15 protein-coding genes are annotated in these 18,109 nt (G+C 60.1%); 6 read left to right on the top strand and 9 right to left on the bottom strand.

Annotated features, from left to right (window positions below; translation table 11 throughout):
* The first annotated feature begins 282 nt into the window (after window positions 1-282).
* From P9L99_06440 to P9L99_06420, 5 genes are read left to right on the top strand one after another with little or no spacing between them, the layout of a single operon-like run.
* Window positions 283-582, top strand: coding sequence for a hypothetical protein (locus P9L99_06440; GenBank protein ID MDP8222979.1), 300 nt, complete (start codon window positions 283-285; stop codon window positions 580-582).
* Between the two features lies 1 nt (window position 583).
* The gene (locus P9L99_06435; GenBank protein MDP8222978.1) at window positions 584-1,408 is read left to right on the top strand and encodes an HDOD domain-containing protein; all 825 of its coding nucleotides are present in this window, start codon (window positions 584-586) and stop codon (window positions 1,406-1,408) included.
* A 28-nt stretch (window positions 1,409-1,436) separates the two neighbouring features.
* Entirely contained in the window at window positions 1,437-2,429 is a 993-nt protein-coding gene (locus P9L99_06430) for a diguanylate cyclase (GenBank protein MDP8222977.1), read from the top strand.
* Window positions 2,430-2,471: 42 nt separating this feature from the next.
* Window positions 2,472-3,824: a radical SAM protein gene (locus tag P9L99_06425; GenBank protein ID MDP8222976.1), complete on the top strand. Its 1,353-nt coding sequence runs from the start codon at window positions 2,472-2,474 to the stop codon at window positions 3,822-3,824.
* Between the two features lies 1 nt (window position 3,825).
* Window positions 3,826-5,094: a formylglycine-generating enzyme family protein gene (locus tag P9L99_06420; GenBank protein ID MDP8222975.1), complete on the top strand. Its 1,269-nt coding sequence runs from the start codon at window positions 3,826-3,828 to the stop codon at window positions 5,092-5,094.
* A 74-nt stretch (window positions 5,095-5,168) separates the two neighbouring features.
* Here P9L99_06420 and P9L99_06415 read toward each other — a convergent pair whose 3' ends face one another.
* The 8 genes from P9L99_06415 to P9L99_06380 form a co-directional block, all read right to left on the bottom strand.
* Window positions 5,169-5,756, bottom strand: coding sequence for a DUF2202 domain-containing protein (locus P9L99_06415; protein ID MDP8222974.1), 588 nt, complete (start codon window positions 5,754-5,756; stop codon window positions 5,169-5,171).
* A 92-nt stretch (window positions 5,757-5,848) separates the two neighbouring features.
* Window positions 5,849-7,009, bottom strand: a complete 1,161-nt coding sequence (locus P9L99_06410) for a right-handed parallel beta-helix repeat-containing protein (protein ID MDP8222973.1) — start codon at window positions 7,007-7,009, stop codon at window positions 5,849-5,851.
* A 20-nt stretch (window positions 7,010-7,029) separates the two neighbouring features.
* Window positions 7,030-8,343 carry a hypothetical protein gene (locus P9L99_06405; protein ID MDP8222972.1) on the bottom strand — a complete coding sequence of 438 codons (1,314 nt, stop codon included), beginning with the start codon at window positions 8,341-8,343 and terminating at the stop codon, window positions 7,030-7,032.
* Window positions 8,333-9,025 carry an ABC transporter ATP-binding protein gene (locus P9L99_06400; GenBank protein ID MDP8222971.1) on the bottom strand — a complete coding sequence of 231 codons (693 nt, stop codon included), beginning with the start codon at window positions 9,023-9,025 and terminating at the stop codon, window positions 8,333-8,335. Before P9L99_06400 ends, P9L99_06405 begins: the two co-directional genes overlap by 11 nt.
* Window positions 9,026-9,035: 10 nt before the next feature.
* Window positions 9,036-10,271: an FtsX-like permease family protein gene (locus tag P9L99_06395; GenBank protein ID MDP8222970.1), complete on the bottom strand. Its 1,236-nt coding sequence runs from the start codon at window positions 10,269-10,271 to the stop codon at window positions 9,036-9,038.
* 8 nt (window positions 10,272-10,279) lie between these two features.
* A complete protein-coding gene (locus P9L99_06390; GenBank protein MDP8222969.1) occupies window positions 10,280-11,515 on the bottom strand; it encodes an ABC transporter permease in 1,236 nt (411 codons plus the stop codon).
* 1 nt (window position 11,516) lies between these two features.
* Entirely contained in the window at window positions 11,517-12,281 is a 765-nt protein-coding gene (locus P9L99_06385; protein ID MDP8222968.1) for an outer membrane lipoprotein-sorting protein, read from the bottom strand.
* Entirely contained in the window at window positions 12,278-12,886 is a 609-nt protein-coding gene (locus P9L99_06380) for a TetR/AcrR family transcriptional regulator (protein MDP8222967.1), read from the bottom strand. The genes P9L99_06385 and P9L99_06380 overlap by 4 nt, the downstream gene beginning before the upstream one ends.
* A 186-nt stretch (window positions 12,887-13,072) precedes the next feature.
* On the opposite strand from P9L99_06380, the gene P9L99_06375 reads away from it, so the two are divergent.
* A complete protein-coding gene (locus P9L99_06375; protein ID MDP8222966.1) occupies window positions 13,073-15,781 on the top strand; it encodes a hypothetical protein in 2,709 nt (902 codons plus the stop codon).
* Here P9L99_06375 and P9L99_06370 read toward each other — a convergent pair.
* Window positions 15,735-18,053 carry a YfhO family protein gene (locus tag P9L99_06370; GenBank protein ID MDP8222965.1) on the bottom strand — a complete coding sequence of 773 codons (2,319 nt, stop codon included), beginning with the start codon at window positions 18,051-18,053 and terminating at the stop codon, window positions 15,735-15,737. The genes P9L99_06375 and P9L99_06370 overlap by 47 nt on opposite strands.
* Window positions 18,054-18,109: the final 56 nt, after the last annotated feature.

The following is an 18,109-nucleotide window of genomic DNA, read 5'->3' as shown; positions in this document are numbered from 1 at the left end:
GTAACTGCCGCTCTACCGGTCGCGGTGTTTTAGCTTCGGTTCAAATCGCGAGTTTTCAACGCGGCGGCTTTGTGCTACATATCGCTTCGCTTAATAAATACTAGCGATCTCATCGGAAAGGGTCGTGGTGTGCGGTATTACATTGGTGGGTCGAAATCGAAAGAATGGGTTTGAAAATCGATCCGGGAAACGGTATTGTCATCGGCGATTCGTCGCGAAAAGCGATTGCTTTTCCCTCACCCACGCGACCGAATCGGAGCTTCTTTGTTAAGGGGAACAGCTTTGCGGAAAATACCCTTGACCCAGGCTGGGGCCGGCATGGTGCTGGCGCAGCCGGTCGTTAATGAAACCGGTGTTACTCTCGCCGCGGTGGGCTCGGAATTGACCGAGCGCTTGCTGCGCAGGTTCGAAAAGATGGAAATCGAAGTCGTCTGGATCGAATCCGACGACCCCGTTGACAAGGCGCTAGCGGAGCAAATGAAGAAAAAGATCGAGGCTCGCTTTGCCCGGGCCGGCAAATCCACCCTCTGGCAGGATTTGAAAGAGCTTCTTCTCGAACGCGTAGATCAGCGGGTGAAATAGCATGCTCATCGATGAAAAAGCATTTCGTAGCCGCCTGGACAATCTTCAGAACTTGCCGGCCTTTCCGGGCATTCTCGACAAATTCAACGAGATGGCCACGGATCCTCGCATCTCGATGAGTCAAATCGGCGACACCATCGGCAAAGACCAGATGCTGGCAATGAAGATCCTCAAGCTGGTCAACAGCGCCTTTTACGGCTTTCCGGGACGTATATCGACGGTAACCCACGCTTTGGTGTTGCTCGGCTACGATGTTGTCAAGGGATTGATTCTATCGGCCAGCGTCTTCGACGTCATGGCCGACAAATGGCGTCCGTTATGGAAGCACTCGCTGGCCGTTTCCAAGGCCACGGGTATCATATGTAAACAAATGAACCTTCCCAACGCCGAAGAAATCGGCATGGCCGGGTTGCTGCACGATATCGGCAAGGTCGTCCTAATGATCATGGAACCCGAGGTCTACCAGACGGTGATTCAGGCGGCATCGAAAAAAGGTCGCCCCATCGTCATTGCCGAGCAATCCATGATCGGGTTTACGCACTCGGATGTAGCGCTCTGGTTGTGCGAACGATGGAACCTACCGCAGCGCCTTGCCGCGCCAATGAGTTTCCACCATACGCCGGAACTGGCCACTTACGCTGAGTTGGCGACCGCCGTAGTGTTCATCGGCGACAACATGGTCAAAGCCATGGGCCAGGGTGCCGAACCGAACGCACCCGTCGAAAAAATCAATCCGGCCGTCACCGAACGCGTATCCATCAGCCGCGAGCAACTTGTCGCCATTGTCGAGAAGCTCGAGCCGGAGCTGGAGTCACTGGGCGAATAGTTGACCGCAGCGGCGGAAGGGGCCTGCCATGGAACGCGTCCGCAAACGAATTCTGGTGGTTGATCCAAACGAAGACCGCGGACAAGAAATCGTCGCGATGTTGGTAACCGAAGATTACTTCGGCTACCTCTTTTCCTCGCCGAATATGGCGCTCAGCCAAATATACAACGATCCTCCCGATTTGATCATTCTGGCGGCCCAGGGCGAGAACTGGAAAATGTTTTTAAACACGTTGAAGAACGACACCGTATTCGGCCATCTTGCCGTGTTGTGCCTTTTCGAGCCGGCGCAGCTTCGTCCGGAGACCTCGTTCACCGACATTCCCATCGACGATTACACGGCCTTGCCGATTGATTTGGAAGACCTGCGGCTGCGCGTGCGCTTGGCGATGGACAAGTCTGGCCGGTATCTGGACGCCAATCCCTTGTCTCGCCTACCGGGCAATTTTACGATTATTAAGACGCTACAGAATCGTATCGATCAACGCATGCCGTTTTGTTTCGCACACGTGGACATCGACAATTTCAAACCCTTCAACGATCGTTACGGTTTTTCCCGCGGCGATGAAGTCATTCGCATGACGGCACGTGTATTGGTTAACACCGTGCGCAACTTTCCCAACAGCCAGGGTTTCGTTGGGCACATCGGGGGCGACGATTTCGTGTTGATCGTCAATCCGGCGGTGTGCGAGCCGATTTTCCAGCAAGTCCTCGTCCACTACGACATGCTGGCGGCGACCTTCTACGACGATGAAGACCGCATGCGCGGTTACATCGAATCTGTCGATCGCCAGGGTAATTCACGGCGTTTTCCGCTGATCAGCCTCTCCATCGCCGGTATTGATTCCACGCGCAACGACTACGACCATTTCGGCCAGTTCTCCGCGGCGGCGAACGAAATCAAAAAAAAGGTCAAACAAAAAGACGGTTCAAATTACATGATCGACCGGCGTCAGATCCCACCGCCGGACGACGAAGACACTTTGGACCCCACGTCCGAACCGAACGCGCCCGTCAATTAGACATGCCTGTGCGTCGCCCCGGTTTGTGTTAAGATCGCCAAAATGAAAGTGTTACGACATACAACCACGACCTGCCCCACGTGCCTCAAACCGATGCCGGGCGAGATTGTTGTGCGCGACGGCGAATTCCGCATCGAGCGAACGTGCCCCGATCACGGCTTCGTTTCAGCCTTGCTTTCGCGCCACGCCGATTACATGGCCGACCTTCACCGCTTCTACTTCGACCTGATGCACGAATCCTTCCCGCAGCGCGATTTCATCCTGCGCACCACCGACCGCTGCAACCTCGAATGTCCCATCTGCCTGGCCAGCGCCAATGATCGCGCCCTGCCCGATTTGCCGATGCAGCAACTGCGCGATTTCGTCCGCACGCGCCGCCGACACAAGATCGACCTGATGGGCTGCGAGCCCACCGTGCGCGACGACCTGCCGGAAATGATCCGCATCGTTGCCGAAAGCGGCAACTACGCTTCGTTGCACACCAACGGCGTCAAACTCGCCGACTACGAATATTTGCGCGTACTCAAAGAGGCCGGCTTGTCGGAAGTCCACTACGGTCTCGACGGCTTCACCGACGAAATCTACACGGCCATTCGCGGTCAGCCGCTGGTGGAGAATAAGCGCAAGGGGTTGGCCAACCTGGAAAAGCTCGACGTGGCCACCGACCTCAAGTGCACGATTTGTCGCGGCGTCAATGACCATGCCCTTGGTGAAGTGTTCGATTACGGCGTGCGGCATTCCTTTGTGCGCGAAATCTTTTTCCTCGGCTGCCGCATGCTCGGTCGCCAGCGCGACGGCGATCAGGACCAAGTGCTGGCGCCCGACGAGTTGATCGACCTGCTCGAGGAGCAAACCGGCGGCCGCATCAACCGCGACGACATTCGCGTTTTTCAAAAGCTCTATTTCGCGTTGCTCTACATCACCCGTTTGCGCAAGTGCTTTTACAATCAACATTACTTACTGGTGCGCGACGGCCGAGGCGGCTACCGCACGATTTTCGAGATCATCAAAAAGGACGGCCTCGACCGCAAATTAGAAGACTTCCGTCGCGACACCCGCGGCGGACGGCGGCGCTGGTGGCCCGCTCTCAAATTCGGCCTGCGTCTCGTACCGCATTTCTTACGCCCGGCCGCGTTACGCTTCATGTGGGATGCGGTGGCGCTGCAACTTCGCCTGTGGTTTGGTTTCGACCTCTCGCGTATCCCGCGCCGCAATGTGTTGATCGGCTTCATCACCGCTTGCGACGGCTTGATTTGGGACGAGGCCGTGGCCCGCAACTGCGGCAAGGGCGACATCGCCGTCGATATCGGCCACCACGATTCGGGCGCCACGGCGAACATCGAGCGCGACCGCCGCATCTATTGCCAAGGCGAATGGAACTTGCGAGGCCAGTGACATGCGAAATCGCCTAATCCTCACCGGCGGCCTCGTACTGGGCGCGCTGCTTTTACTCGGCGGCCTCTTCTCTTCGCCGCGGCGTGAGATCGCCCGCGACTTGCGGCACTTGCGCGACGCCATCGTCGCCGACGACTTCACCGCCGCCGGCGGCTACCTGACCGAAAACGCCAAGCGCCAATGGTGGTTGCGAGGCTTGGAGAGTGCGTTTGCCGCGCGCGGGTCCAAACCCGACCCTCACCGCCGGCTGATCGAAGGCATGACGACAACCTACCGCGACATGGTGCGCTCGATCGACCTGGTCGCCGTCGATGCCGATGGCGAGGGCGCCCTGGCTACCGTCCGCATGTCGATCGTGCTGGGCGGCTACGCATACGCCCTTGAGTTCCCGACCCAGTGGCAGCGTAGCGGCGATCATTGGCGGTTGGACGCCACGTTGTGGGATTCCCGACGACTAATCAACGCGCATACGGCCGCGCATAACGCGGCCGGGCGACCACCTGAAAACCATCCTGGTTACCCCACTTTTTCCATCGGTGACCAGAACCGCTTTCGCTGGGCGGACGCCCCCAAGCGTTTGCCGCGCGCTCGTTTTCGTTGCCCCCGCGATATGGTGCGCGTGCCGGCGGGCCCGGCGGTGTTTCGCGTCAGCGGGCAGCGCTATATTTTCTCCGGCGAACAAGACCGCGTCGTGGAAGTCGGCGACTTTTGCATTGACCGCTACGAGGGTTCGCGACCCGAAGCCACGGCGACCAGTCCGGATGGCGGTCACGACAAGGCCGCCACGAGCCGCGCGGGCGTCGTGCCCTGGACATTGGTCCGCTGGTCCCAGGCGAAAGCGGCCTGCGAGCGGGTCGGTAAGCGTCTGTGCACCGGCGCAGAATGGCAAAAGGCCGCCGGCGGCCCGGCCGGCCTGTTGTATCCCAACGGCTGGGAGTTCGACTCCGGCGTGTGCAACACCTTCACGCGGGAAATCGGCGCGCGCCCCCTGGCGCCGACCGGCCGCTTCCCAAAGTGCAAAAGCCCGTACGGCGCCTACGACATGACCGGCAACGTCAGCGAATGGACCGACGAGCTTTGGCAAGACGGCTGGCCCGACCGCGCGCTGCGCGGCGGCTCGTTCAACGTGAATCCCATCAATGGGCAGGCCCTGCTGCCTTTTTTCGGTTGGCGCTTTATCGGCTACGGTGAATCGGTGGCCTCGCTGCACCACCATCCGCCTGACGACGCCCACGCCGACGACGGGTTTCGGTGCTGTCTGACGCCGTGATGATCGTTTCGCCACCCTCCTGCTAAACAAAAAGCCGGCTCGAAGGCCGGCCTCGTGTAAGTTGAATTGCTCTCCTACCTGCCTCGTCCTTGGCCACCGCCGCGTCCTTGGCCCATCCCGTCTTTTTGGCCGCGGCCCATGCCTCTGCCGGGACCCATTTCGCCGCCACGGGCCACGCAACGTTCGAAGGCGGGTAAGTGATTGTTCTGCGAAGCGTCACGCAAATAGGTAAAGACCTCGCGAATGTCGTTTTCCTTGACGAAGGATAGGAATCCATCGTACATCGCCACGTTTTCTTTTTCGGCGGTCACGCCCTCTTTGCAAGCCTCGAGCATCGTGCCTGGAGCTTCCAACTTGCTTGCCCAATCATCGGCGGGTACTTCCACACCGTAGCGGGTAAAAAGCGGCTTGAGCATCTCGATATGTCGGGATTCGCCCTGGATGATGTTGGCAAACGGCCGTTGCGGGCCGAATTTCTCCATGATTTTCGCATACAGCGCCTGCGCTTTGTATTCGTCGTTGATCGAAGCCGCCAGCGCGTCTTGCGTTTTCTGGTCGAGGCTCGGTTTTCCCTGTGCCGTTGAACTCTGGGGCACCATCATCAGCGCCAGCATGATCGCGGCCGTGATCGAAAGCGTGACAAGAATTCGCTTAGCAAACATCGTTTTCTCCTTCGAAACAGGTTGGGGGGTGTTTCCTCGTTCATTCGTACCATAATCATTGTGTCAAGGGTTTCACCGCGGCCGCGGCGCAATTAGTCTGGGCAGGTGCCACCGTTTTCGTCCGGGCCCTGATAGCTCGCGCCGTCGATATAGTCGTTACCGCTGCCATCCACGCAGAACGTGCCCCGATCCGATTCGTCTTTGAAGAGCCCCGTCGCAAAGGAGTTTCCGTAATACGTGTTGTCGGTGGAGGGGATGATTTCCTTGGTGGTCGGAGGTACGTAGCCTTTGGGATAGACGTGGCAGCGGTCCGCTTTGTCGGCGCCGGTATCCAAATCCAGCACCCGCACGTTGTAAGCAGCGGAAAATCCCACGCGGAACTCGTTGCCGGCGAACACATTCCACGAACTGCCGTGCTGGTGGCTACCGTCTTTGTAGCCGACGTCGACGTGGTTGTTCTGTACCAGGGTCTCGGAAACTCCGGACAACCAGATGGCGTTGCAGCCCGCGGAATTGCGGGTAGTAATCGTGTTGTCTTCGATGGTGTTACTCGAACCGCCGAGTAGTACGAGGTTGGACTCGATAACGCCTTCGCGCTCGTTGGTCGAGGTGATGCCGCGCATAAGCGATTCTGTGCATTCCGCGCACACGACTCCGGTGTTGTAGCTGTCGCGAACCGCCAAGTCCAAAAAGCGGATGTTCCGGCAGACGCCCGCAGCCTTGCCCGGTGGGCCGATAAAGACGTGCGCGTCGCCCGAATCGGCAATCGTAAGCTCGCGCAGCGTGATGTTGGTGAACGAGCCGTACCCCGCCACGCCTCTGTCGTAGTTCACCAGCGTGAGCCCGGCAATTTCCACGTCGCTCAAACCGTCCGTGTAGAGGCTAACGCCGACTCCGGTGCCGACGCCCTGCAACGTGACACCGTAAGCGGTTAGCGTCACGTCGGATGAGGCGATAAACAACGCGCCCGATTCCGAGCCTTCCAGTTCGTAAGGTTCGTCGCTCGGGCACAACACGGTGTCTTCTAGTATCCACATGCCGTCGGTCGGCACGACGCAATCGCCGGGCGGCGGTGTGTTGTCGTCGTCATCGTCGTCGTCGTCGCTGCCGACGTCATCGTCGCCGACATCATCGTCGTCGTCGCCGTCGGTATCACCGCGCAAGGTTGAATTGTCCTCACCGCCGGAGCCGCAGGTCGCCACGAACAACACGGCGACCACGAGGACCAACAACCGCAGATAAGTCAGGCGCACTTTTTTCACCCTCGCCGAAATTAGAAATAGTATTTCAAATACGTGTAATAGAAATCGGGCACCGTGATGTCGTCGCCGCCCAGCGGGTTTTCGACACCGCCGTATTCGCTGGGTACCGATCCAAAGGAATGCTGCGCGCCGAGCAGCACGTCGAGGTTTTGCACGACCGACCATGTCACGACGAGGTTGTTGAACAGGCTGCTGTCGCCCAGGTTTACGATCAGCGTTTCGCCGAGCATCACCAGCGCGTGGGGTTGGAGGCTCAGCACCGCGCCCGCGTAATTGCGGCCCACGTTGAACACCTCGCCCCGCTGGTAGGCCCCCACGTAGGCCGGTTCTTGGAGCAGATCGGCATACTCGTCGGGGTCGTCCTTGCCGAAACCGTTATGGTAGTACTCCACGAGCAAATACGGATTCCACCGCACGCCCCAGGCATAGTCGACATTTACGACGCCCTGGTAGAACACCTCATTGGGCACGCCCTCGACGGTCGTCCGTGTCACCGCCCAGCGAAAACCCGCATCCCACAGCAAGCCATCAAACGACAGGCCGACCTTGGCCCGGTCGTACAACCACCCGCCGGACAGCGCCATTTCCGCATCGAGAAAGCGCGCCGCCGCCCGACCCGCCGCGGCCGACTGATCGCCGTCGACGTCGTCGTCGCCCTTACGCACGGGCGCCGCGTACGCTTCGAGAGTCAAATTCGGGTGGGCCGAAATACGCGTATGCAGCAGGTCGACACCGCGCTTTTCCTCTTTGTCGATTTCGGTGGGCGAGAACGACGCCAGGTAATCGGTCGGATTCCACAACCGGCCGGGTCCCCACGTCAGCGCCTGCCGCCCGAGTGTGATGTCCCACGGCCCGGCGTGCATACGCAGGTACAAGCGGTCGAGACGATGGTCGAGGCGGTAGTCGTCGTTTTCGTCGATGCGATGATCCAGGGCCATGTACTGCGGCGTTTGGATGTCCGGGAATATGCTCTCCAGCACTTGCCGTCCCAAGGCCGAGTCGCCGTATTTTTCCGCGGCGGCGCGGCGCAAACGTTGGTCGTCGCCGGCGTTGGCGAACAGTTCGTAGTTGACCACGAACTCCAAGGGATCGCCCAAGTACATGTCGGATTTCAAGCGCACGCGCGACGCGTTGTTCCAGAAGGTTTCGCGTTCCGTCAGTTCGGCGGCTTGGTAGTATCCCGCCCCCTGAGTTACCGAACCCAGGGATTTCAAATAGCCCGACAGCCGCCAGGTAAAGGGCCCGGCCTCGACGCCCGGCAGCGCCAGAACGGGCGTCGCCCAAAGGACGAAAAGGACAACGATCAAGCAGAACCTACGCGGCATTTTGTTGGTTGTCCTCCACGATTTGGCCGTCTTTGAGAATCAGCAACCGGTGGCTGCGCTTCATAACGAGTTGGTCGTGGCTTGAAAAGACAAAAGTCATCTTTTCGCTTTCGTTGAGTTCGAGCATCAGGTCGATCAATCCCGCCGAGGTCTTGCTGTCCAGGTTCGCGGTGGGCTCGTCGGCCAGGATCAACTGCGGCCGGCTGACGATCGCCCGCGCCACGGCCACGCGCTGCTGCTGCCCACCCGAGAGTTCGTTCGGCCGCCGGTGGGCCATGTCGGCCAGACCGACCCGCTTGAGTATCGCCAAAGAACGGGCACGCCGTTCGCCGGCGGACACGCCACGAATCATCAAAATGAACTCGACGTTTTCCACCGCGGTCAGTACCGGTATCAAGTTGTAGGCCTGAAAAACGAAGCCGATTCGGTCGCGCCGCAGGCAACTGAGTTCGGTCGCCGATTTCGTGCGCAAATCCATCCCGGCCACCGTCACCTTGCCCGCGGTAGGCACGTCCAGCGCGCCGATCATGTTCAGCAACGTCGACTTGCCCGATCCGGAAGGGCCGGCTATCGCCGTAAACTCGCCCTCGTTGATCGTCAGGTTTACGCCGCGCAACGCCGGCACCAGCACTTTGCCCACTTCGTAGGTTTTCTTCACGTTTTCGCAAACCACAATAGCCATTTCGTTCACCTCACACATGCCGCAGGGCGGTGGTTGGATTCATTCGACTCGCTTTCCATGCCGGGTAGATGGCCATCAAGACCGCCACGACGGCGGTGACGGCGATGGCCAGAATCATGTCGGTGACTCGCACGTATGGATGCAGTACGCCGCGCATGCCCGCATAGCTCATCCCATCGACCCACGCCGAGAGATCCAGGCCGCGTTCGCTCGCCCACCCGACCAAACCGCCGCCCAGCGCGCCGCCGACGATGCCCGCCACACACGCCAGTAAAAGGGCTTCGAGAAGAATCACGGTGAGGATCATCGAGCGCTTCACTCCCAGCGCGAGCATCATGCCGATTTCCTTGGTGCGCTCCAGCACGCTCATCAGCATCGTGTTTGCCACGCCGAACGCCATGGCCAGGTAGAAGAACATGTTGAAGAACCACATGAAGAACTGGGATAGCTCCATGGTTTTGACCACCAGCGGGTTCAGGTCCATCCAGGTGGTTACGACGGTTTCTTTCGGGGGCACGAGCCCGCCGACCAAGGCGGCCACCTCTACGGCGTGATCGGGCAGTTGGGTGGCCACGACCCATTCGGTGGCGCGGTTTTCCATGCCGAACATCGTTTGAGCATCGTTCAGGCGCACGTACACCGCGCTTTTGTCGAAGCTCTTTAGGCCCGTGTCGTAGATGCCTACGATACGAAAGACTTGGTCGACGACCTCGCCGCTGGGCGCCGTGGCGCGCACGATCATCCGCCGGTTGAGTTTAGTTTTGAAGCGTTCGGCCATCGTCCGGCCGATGACGATCTTGCGTTCGTCCTTACTGGTGAGCCATCGCCCCTCGACGATCGAATTCGGGATCATCGAAACTTGCGGTTCGTGGCCGGGCTCGGTGGCGATAAGCTGCGCCATTTCGGATTTCTCAGAGTTAGAAACCAGAATCATCGTTTTGATGCGGGCCGCGGCGCCGGCGACGTGGTCGATGTTCATGATTTTCGGCCGCAGGGCGGGATCGATGGCGATGTTCCGCTTCAGTTGCGGATTTTCGTGGTAGCCCGGCGCCTGCACCTGCACGTGGCCGGTGAGGATCGCCACGGCGTTTTCGACCGACTGCCCCCACCAGGCGTTGACCAGGGCGATGTAAAAAATCACCCCGAGCAAACCGACAACGATAGCGGCAAGCAGAATAAGCGTGCGGCGTTTATTACGCCACAGGTTCCGCCATGCGGTCAGCCACAGCATTTTGGAAAGCAACACGGTTCACCTCATTGATAGCGAAGCGCTTCTAGCGGCCGGAAGCGGGTGATCTTGAACGCCGGGTACAGCGCGACAACCAGGGTGGTCAGCCATACCTGCAGGAAAACGAGCCAGGCGATGCCGAGGTTCATTGTCGGGAAGATGCGGTCGGACAGGCCGTACTGCTTCATCAACTCGCCGGCCGCCTCGCCGAGGGGGATTCCCGCGCCGGCAAAGTAGAGCGCCATACCACCGCCGACGATCAAACCGATCACGAAGCCGACGACCACGAGGATCTGGCTTTCGATCAACAGAAGAGAGGCGCAGGTGCGCGGTTTGACGCCGATGGCCATGAGTACCCCGAATTCGCGGAATCGCTCGAACGCGCTCATCAGAAAAGTATTCAGGATTCCGAAGGCGACCACGAGCAGCAGCATGTAGACCATCACCTTACCCGAGGCGTTATCGAGTTGGATGCTTTGGTCGATGCCCGGTTCGACTTGCTTCCACGTCAGCGCCACGAGCGTGTCGTTAATCTCTTGCGCCTTCTGCTGCAACGCCGCCTGCGTCGCCGCAACTTGCTGATGACCCTCCAGCAAGATCGCCACGGCGCTGGCGCTGTTGTCCATCATCATGATCTGTTGCAGCGGCTCCAAGTTAACGAACACCGCCATGCGGTCCAAATCGGGTACGCCCGTGTCGAGCAAGCCGCGAATGTGCACCTTCTCCGCCGCCACCGAGCCGTCGACCGCTTGCCCTACGAGCACGAGTTCATCGCCGATTTCCGCCTCGAGGTTTTTGGCCAACCGGATGCCGACCACAGCGCCTTTCGGGTCGGCCGGGTCCAGAAAGTCACCTTGTTTCACCCAATTGGGCAGGTTGGAAATTTCTCGCTCACGCTTTGCGTCGGTGCCGGTAACCAGCGAAACAAACGATTCCTCTTCCTTGGCAACCAGGAATCCGGCGCGGATGCGGCCCACCGCGCCCACGACGCCGGGGGTTGTGTCGACGGCCTGGTACACCTTGTCCAGATCGCGCACCATCAATTGAATGTCGTGGTCTTCGAGGTAGCCCTCGGCCTGGATTTGCAGGTGTCCGGTCTGCATTTTCACGGCGCTGTCGATCATCTGGTCGTAAGAGCCGCGCTGCATGGCGCTCATGAAGACCATCGTCAGCGTCGCGAAGGCGATGGCGCACAAGTTGATCGCCGTGCGCCTGCGGTTGCGGCCCAGGTTTCGCCAGGCCATTACGAGTAGGATTCGCACTTTACCGCACTCCCCTGGTCAAGTTGCGTTTGGTGAACGTCCCGGCCGGGATCGCCACGTCGAATTCGACTTCGTCATAAATCATTTCGGTATAGTTGCCGGGTTTTTTGTGGTTGATCATTTTCCAGTAGGAGGCGACAAGCTTGCCGTCTTTGGTTTTGACGATTTTGCTCGTCTCCATGGTCCGCGCTACCCTGCCGTCTTCGTCATAGTATTCGGTTTTGCGCATCACCATGTTGTCCTTCTGAACCCAAGTGACGATCTTGCTCCACACGACCGGCGCGTCGGGTTTGGTGATCAACTCCAGCTTCCAACACTCCGCGCCGTCGATGGTTTCGGTGCCGGCCAGATGGTGATCGTAATCCACGATCATCGTGTCGGCCCGCGACAAGTCGTTGTTGGTGAAGTCCGAGCCCATCCAGCTTTGGGACATCATCGAGGGCGGAATTTTGATCGTACGCTCGACATTGGGCAGGTAATTCCACATTTCGCGGTCTTGCTTCAAGAATGCCACGCCGCGATCCTTGGCCGGGGACATCACGAGAATAAAGGCCTTGTCGCGGTCCTGGGTCCACACCTTCATGCCGACGGCGCGGTCGAAGTGCTTCGAGTGAACCTTCATCGTCAATTCCGAGTAGCTTGTCGCGCCGCGCATCAAGTCGTCGGCCTTCTCGATGATTTGCCTGGCCGCCATCTCCTCGGTGAGGCCGAGTGACGCGGCTATCAGCACGAGTATCGTCGCCGCAATCAAGCATTTCGTTTTCATATTTCGCCCCTTATGTATTTGGCAAACATTCGGGCGACGTCCGGAATGGCGTCGCGAAAATCGTCCGGCTCGTTGTAATAGGCCAACAGCACGCCGATGCCTTCCAAGATGGCCGCCAAGGTATCCAACGCGCGACGAATGCGCGTCGCGTCGCCGTCGGGCCCGGCCAGGGCGGAGATGTGCTTGGCGATTTCCTCCTGGTACTCCTTCAGCACGCTTTGCAACTCCGGCCCCATCACCGGATGCGAACGCATGATTTCGACAACATGCATATACCCCGACACGGTACCGCCGTAGCGCTCCATGAAGTCCACCATACGGGTCAGGCGTGTTTCGATATACTGCTTCAGGTTTTGCCCGGCCTCGATGCGCGGCTCGGAATCGCTTTCCGACATAATGACGAAAAATAAGGATCGAATGATTTCGTCCATGTTGGCAAAATGATGGAAAAGGGCCGCCTTGCTAATACCGGCCTGCTCGGCCACCGTTCGCGCCGAAAAGCCCGCCTTGCCGTGTTCGGAAAGCACTTGGATCGCCGCCATCAAAATCGCGCGTCGGGTTTTTTCCCCGCGCAGCTTGCGGCCGTCGTGTTGTTGTTCACTCACCTTTCACCTACATAATACTGACCGTGCGGTCGGTCAGTTATATACTGCTCATAAAAGTGGTTGTCAAGAATAATATGACCGCGCGGTCAGTTTTTTGTTTATTTTTGGTAACCCTAAGATATCGCGTGACAAAATCGTTTTCTTCTCTTACACTCGGTGTGGGGAAGCAGAAAGGTCTAGTATATGATGAAGCGAAGCTATGGATGGGTTATCCTTATCGCTTTACTATGTTTCGGTTGCGCAGGTGGCGGAGAACTGGCAGGAGACGACGACGACTCTTCACCCTCTCCGGAAACGACACCGGACGATGACGACGACAACGATGACGATGACGACGGCGATAGCTTGGGTTTCGATTCCGCGCCGCCACGAAACAGCCGTTCTTATTGTCGATTCGACCAAGCCACCAACCACTACGATTTCGGCAACGATCAAGTCGCTATCACCTTCGGCCGTCCGACCGGACGCATCCTTCAGCTCACCGATCGCCGCCGCGGTCTGAAAATGATCGGCAACGCGGCGGCAACCTGGGTGCCGCCCTTCGATTTGTTCTCCATCGAGCCGGGTTTTTTCGGCACGTACAAACTTGTGGACATGAACTTGTTCGCCATGCCGCCCCGCTTCGTTTGCCGCGACAACCGGCTGACGATCACCTGGGAACACTTCACTTCCCCGATTTCTTTTGAGGCGGTGTGGGAGGTCGCCCGCGACAAGCCGGAATTGCGAGCCACCGCCCGCGTAACCGGTGCGGGAGAGTTCTTGATCCACCGCTTTCGCTATCCGGTGCTGGCGCCGCTGGCGCCGTTGGCGGGCCATGGTGCGGACGACCGGTACCTGATGAGCTTGGAGGGCGGCGCGATGTTGCAGGATCCTCTGGCGCGCTTGGCCGAGGAGGTTGAAGACAATGCCGACATCCTGTGCCATCATCGTTATCCCATGGGCCACGGAGCGATGGCGCAGTTGGTCGCGTACCTAAACGATACGGTCGGCGGCCTGCTGATTTACACCGCCGACCCGGAATTCAACGCGAAGACCTTTTCGCTGTGCGACCATCACGATCTCGACGATAATCCGGAGAAACCCGACCTTCCGGCATTGCCCCAGTTTCATATCGCCCATCTCAATCCTCGGATCGGAGCCGCCGACTTCGCTCTCGACTACCCGGTGATCCTGCGTTTTCTGGATTCCGGCGACTGGCAGGAGGCGGCGACGATCTACCGTGAATGGTCCGATAAGCAAATCTGGGCCGGCCGCCCGCTGGCCGAGCGTGAACCCGAGGAGCGCGCCTTTTTCGAAACCCTCGGCGCCAGCGTGTTCGGGCTGACCTCGCGGTACGATCAAACCGCTTGGATAAACGCTTTTCACGACGAATTGGTCGCCGACAACGGCGCGGCCCGCCTATTGTTCGTGCAGGGCTGGGACTTTCATCCGATGGGCGACCCCGATCCGGAAGCGTACTTCGCCATAGCACAGGCCGGTTGGGACGAGCGCTTCTGGCGCCCGTTTTATCCCTCCACCCAGACCAATTTGGGCGCGATTGCGACGCAAGGTGACATGACTTCGTTGTTCTATTACGACCTGCTGGTGGGCACACGCGTGCCGGGGTGGGACGGGTTTTATCCCGAATCACCGGGAACATCGTCGTACTTCGATTACTTGTTGGTCAATCCTCGAGGTTCCTTCGGCGGGTTTTCGATGTTTGATGTAATCAATTTCGGCATGATCTACGCGATGAACCCCGCCGATCCCTACGTCGCGGACTTCTGGCTGTGGCGCGACCGGTTGGTCGTTGATGAAGCCGCCGTTCCCCTCGACGCTCTGTATTTCGACCTCGGCTTTCCCTTGATCGAGCGCGGCAACTACGACATCCTGGCGGGCCACGACGAGGGTCAGCCCTCCGGTTCCGGCGGATGGTTCGTGCAGGCCGTACGCGATACCCTCGACCAGTCCCGTGGTCAACCCACGCCGCGCGGCTTTCGCTACGGAGCCGAAAACACCACTGAGCCCTATTTTGATCTCGTCGACTTCTACCACCTGGGCGGCATGGGCGTCGGGCCGCTGCGTAACCGAGCCGGCAATTCCGATCCGCCGTCCTTCCGCGTTCCGCAGCGATGGTTTGTGGAGGGTACGGCGCGAGAAGTGCCCTTGCTGGCCTACCTGCACCATCACAACGGCGGCACACGCACCGGCGGTAAAATGACCGCCAGCTACGAACTGGGCAACGTGTTCTACTGGGTCGCCCTGGCCGAATACCTCTCGGGCGGCGTCGTCGAACTTATCTACTTCAACACGCCGGTCGATTGGTTGCCCGATCTTGACCCGAGCGTCGTCTGCCGCGGCAGCAACGACCTCTGCGGTTTTCAAACCGGTTGGATTTACCAACCCGACAACCCGGAAAGCACCCGGGGCTGGTACTACGACGACGAGGTCCGCCAAGCGGATCCTGAGAAACTCGCCTTTCTGCGGCGGATGATCGACCTGCGCATCAACTCGCCCGCCGCGCCCTATCTGACTCTCGGCCGCATGGAAACCGCCCCTCGCGTGCCCAATCCGCTGCCGCTGGTGGCCTTCGACTACGATTTCTATTTCTCGATTAGCGGGCCCCCTTACTGCCACTCGGGCCAATGGTCCGCAAAGCCGTTGCACATCACCGCCTGGCGGCATCCATACGACGATCGTGTGGCGATTCTTGTGGGCAACGCGACCGATGCGCCACTGTCGGTGGGCGTGGAAATCGACCCGGCCGTCTATGGCTACGCGGCCGCGGAATTATGGTCGGTCACCTGGGAGGGAACCGTCGGCGAGCGGGAAAGCCTCGGATGTCTCACCGCGCCGCGCATGATGGACCTCACGGTACCGGGTCAGGACGTGCTTCTTTTCGAGTTGGTTCCCTAAGCCGCCCGAGCCACAGCAACAGCACGACCGCCCAAGCTCCCAAATGGGAGAACGCCAATCCGAGGTAGAAGGGCCAGGGTTCGTAGCGGAACTCGACGACGCTCTTCGTGTCCTTCACCGCCACGCCGCGAAAGGCCAGGTTCGCCCGTCGCACCGGCGCGCTTTGCCCGTTGACCGTGGCGGTCCAGTGTTTGTCGTACAACTCGGTCACCACCAAATAACCGCCGCCCGGCGTGGTGACTTCGTATTTTTCATAGGTCGGCCGGCGCAGGAGTGGGCGAACGAGCCCCGCGACAACCTCGTCGTTTTGCGCCGCGCTCGGCGCTATCCGGTCGAGCCAGACGCCGCGCGACCAATCACTCTGTCGGCCCAGTTCCGCAATCATCTCGTCATCGTTGCGAGCGACCCAACCGACCGCTGTCCAAAACGCCCGCGGCAACGCGTCCTTGTTCTGATACAGAATCAGCCCACCGTGCCGCGCCTTTTCCTGCAGCATCGAGTCGATGTCCGCGCCGGGCAAGGGCTCTTGCGACAAAATGAAGTTGGCGCCGATCGAATCGGCAAAGCCGTTTTCCGCCGGTGCGCCGGTGAGGAAGGGTTGAATCGCGGCGCCTTCGTCGAAGGGCGAGAGGCCGAAATCACGCCGCGCCCGGTAGGCATCGAACACGCGCCGCAACGAAGGGTCGATCATGGAACTGTACGCATGCAGATCCTCGACGCCGTCGAATTTCAGTGACTCCTGGGTGTAGAGGCGGCCGTCGCGAATCCAGCCCCACCGGCCCCCCACGCGCAGCACGCGGGCCGGTGGCGACGCGTTCCGTAACGTGGTGGTGATGGGCGTTTCGCGGTAGAGACGACGGGTGTCGATTCGTTCAGCCGAAACCCCGGCGCGGGCAAACACTTCCAGCGCCAACAACGCCGCCAGCATCAGCGCGGCCTTCTCGCGTCCGGCCCACCGGCGCAGCGGCCACGCGGCGACCAGACCCGTCACGCCGACGGCCAACGGCAGCAGGTGCCACGCATTGATTGGCGACGTGCGTAGCGCCAGAGCAAGGAAAGCGGCCAACCATAGGCCGGCGATCACCGCGGCAATCGCCAACACGCGCGAACCTCGTTCGCCGCCGGCGATTTCATTCAGTCCCCGCAGGGCCAGCCAAAGCAGACCGAGGCCCGCCACCGACCAGATTCGCGTCGGTTCGAAACCCGCGTAGCCGGGCAGAACGTGGAATAAAAGCCGCGTCAAGGGGCTGTACACGACCGTGACCAAGCCGACGCCGACCACGCCGATCCAGAACCAATCGATCCGCGCCTTGCGCGCCCCGAACACAAATGCGACCGCCGGCGCCCAGGCCAACATTCCGTACGCGAGCGTCGTGGACAAGAGACGAAAACGATACTCGCCGAACGCTCCCGGTGCGAGCGAGGCGACAAGTAGCGAGGGCGTTTGCAGCAAGCCGCGGAACGCTTCCCACTTTCCGTAGCCGCCGCGCAGCCGTTCGAGTTGCTCGAGCAGGGGCGCCAGACGCGCGGCGCCGAGCGCGAAGCCGACAACGACGATTGCCGCCGCCGCCAGCCAAAACCGCCACCACGGCGCGGCCCCGTCGCCCTCCGGGCGCTTTTGCCCGGTGAGCCACAGAACATAGAGGCCGCCGAAAACCAGGGTGTAGATCACGTAATTGAGCATGCCGGCCAGGATCATCATTCCCAACGCCAAGCCACCCCACGCGATGGCACGGGCCGGTCGCCGCCCCGTGAAGAGACCGTCGACAGCCAGGAAAACCAGCGGGATCCAAGCGGCGGTCTGGCTGAAGTAGGGGTAGAACACGTAGCGCAAATTCAGCCCGCCAAAGACCACCGCCAACGCGGCCGCAGCCGCCAGAGGGGCCGGGGCGCGCGAGCGCCGGAAAAAGAGGAAAGCCAGGAAATAGGCGATCACGAAGGCCAGAAAGTAATCGGCCAGCAAGGCGAGCCAGGGCGGCAGCAACACGGTCGTCAGTAACGTCGTGGGATACATGACGTGACTGCGAATCGGGTAGTCCGCCGCGCCGGTTCCCGCATAGGGGTCCCAGGTCGGCAGGCGACCGGCGCGCAGTTCGCGAGCATAAAAAGCTAGTTTCGGTAAGGCCTGGGTGAGGTTGTCGCATTGCGGCCCGGCCAAACCGGTGGGCACCGCGTGCCCCAGCGCATGCCACGTGAAAAAAGTAAGTATCATCGCCAGCGCCGCCGCGTGAACGGCGAGGATCAAGCGACGATTGGCCAATGGCTCGGGCACGGCGTGCTTCTCCGGCGTCAACGGATTCCTCATCGTGTGAAGTGCTTATTGTGCCC

This window comes from Candidatus Lernaella stagnicola (genome assembly GCA_030765525.1).
In the GTDB taxonomy this organism is placed as follows: Bacteria; Lernaellota; Lernaellaia; order Lernaellales; family Lernaellaceae; genus Lernaella; species Lernaella stagnicola.
This window is presented reverse-complemented; position numbering and strand designations above follow the sequence as displayed.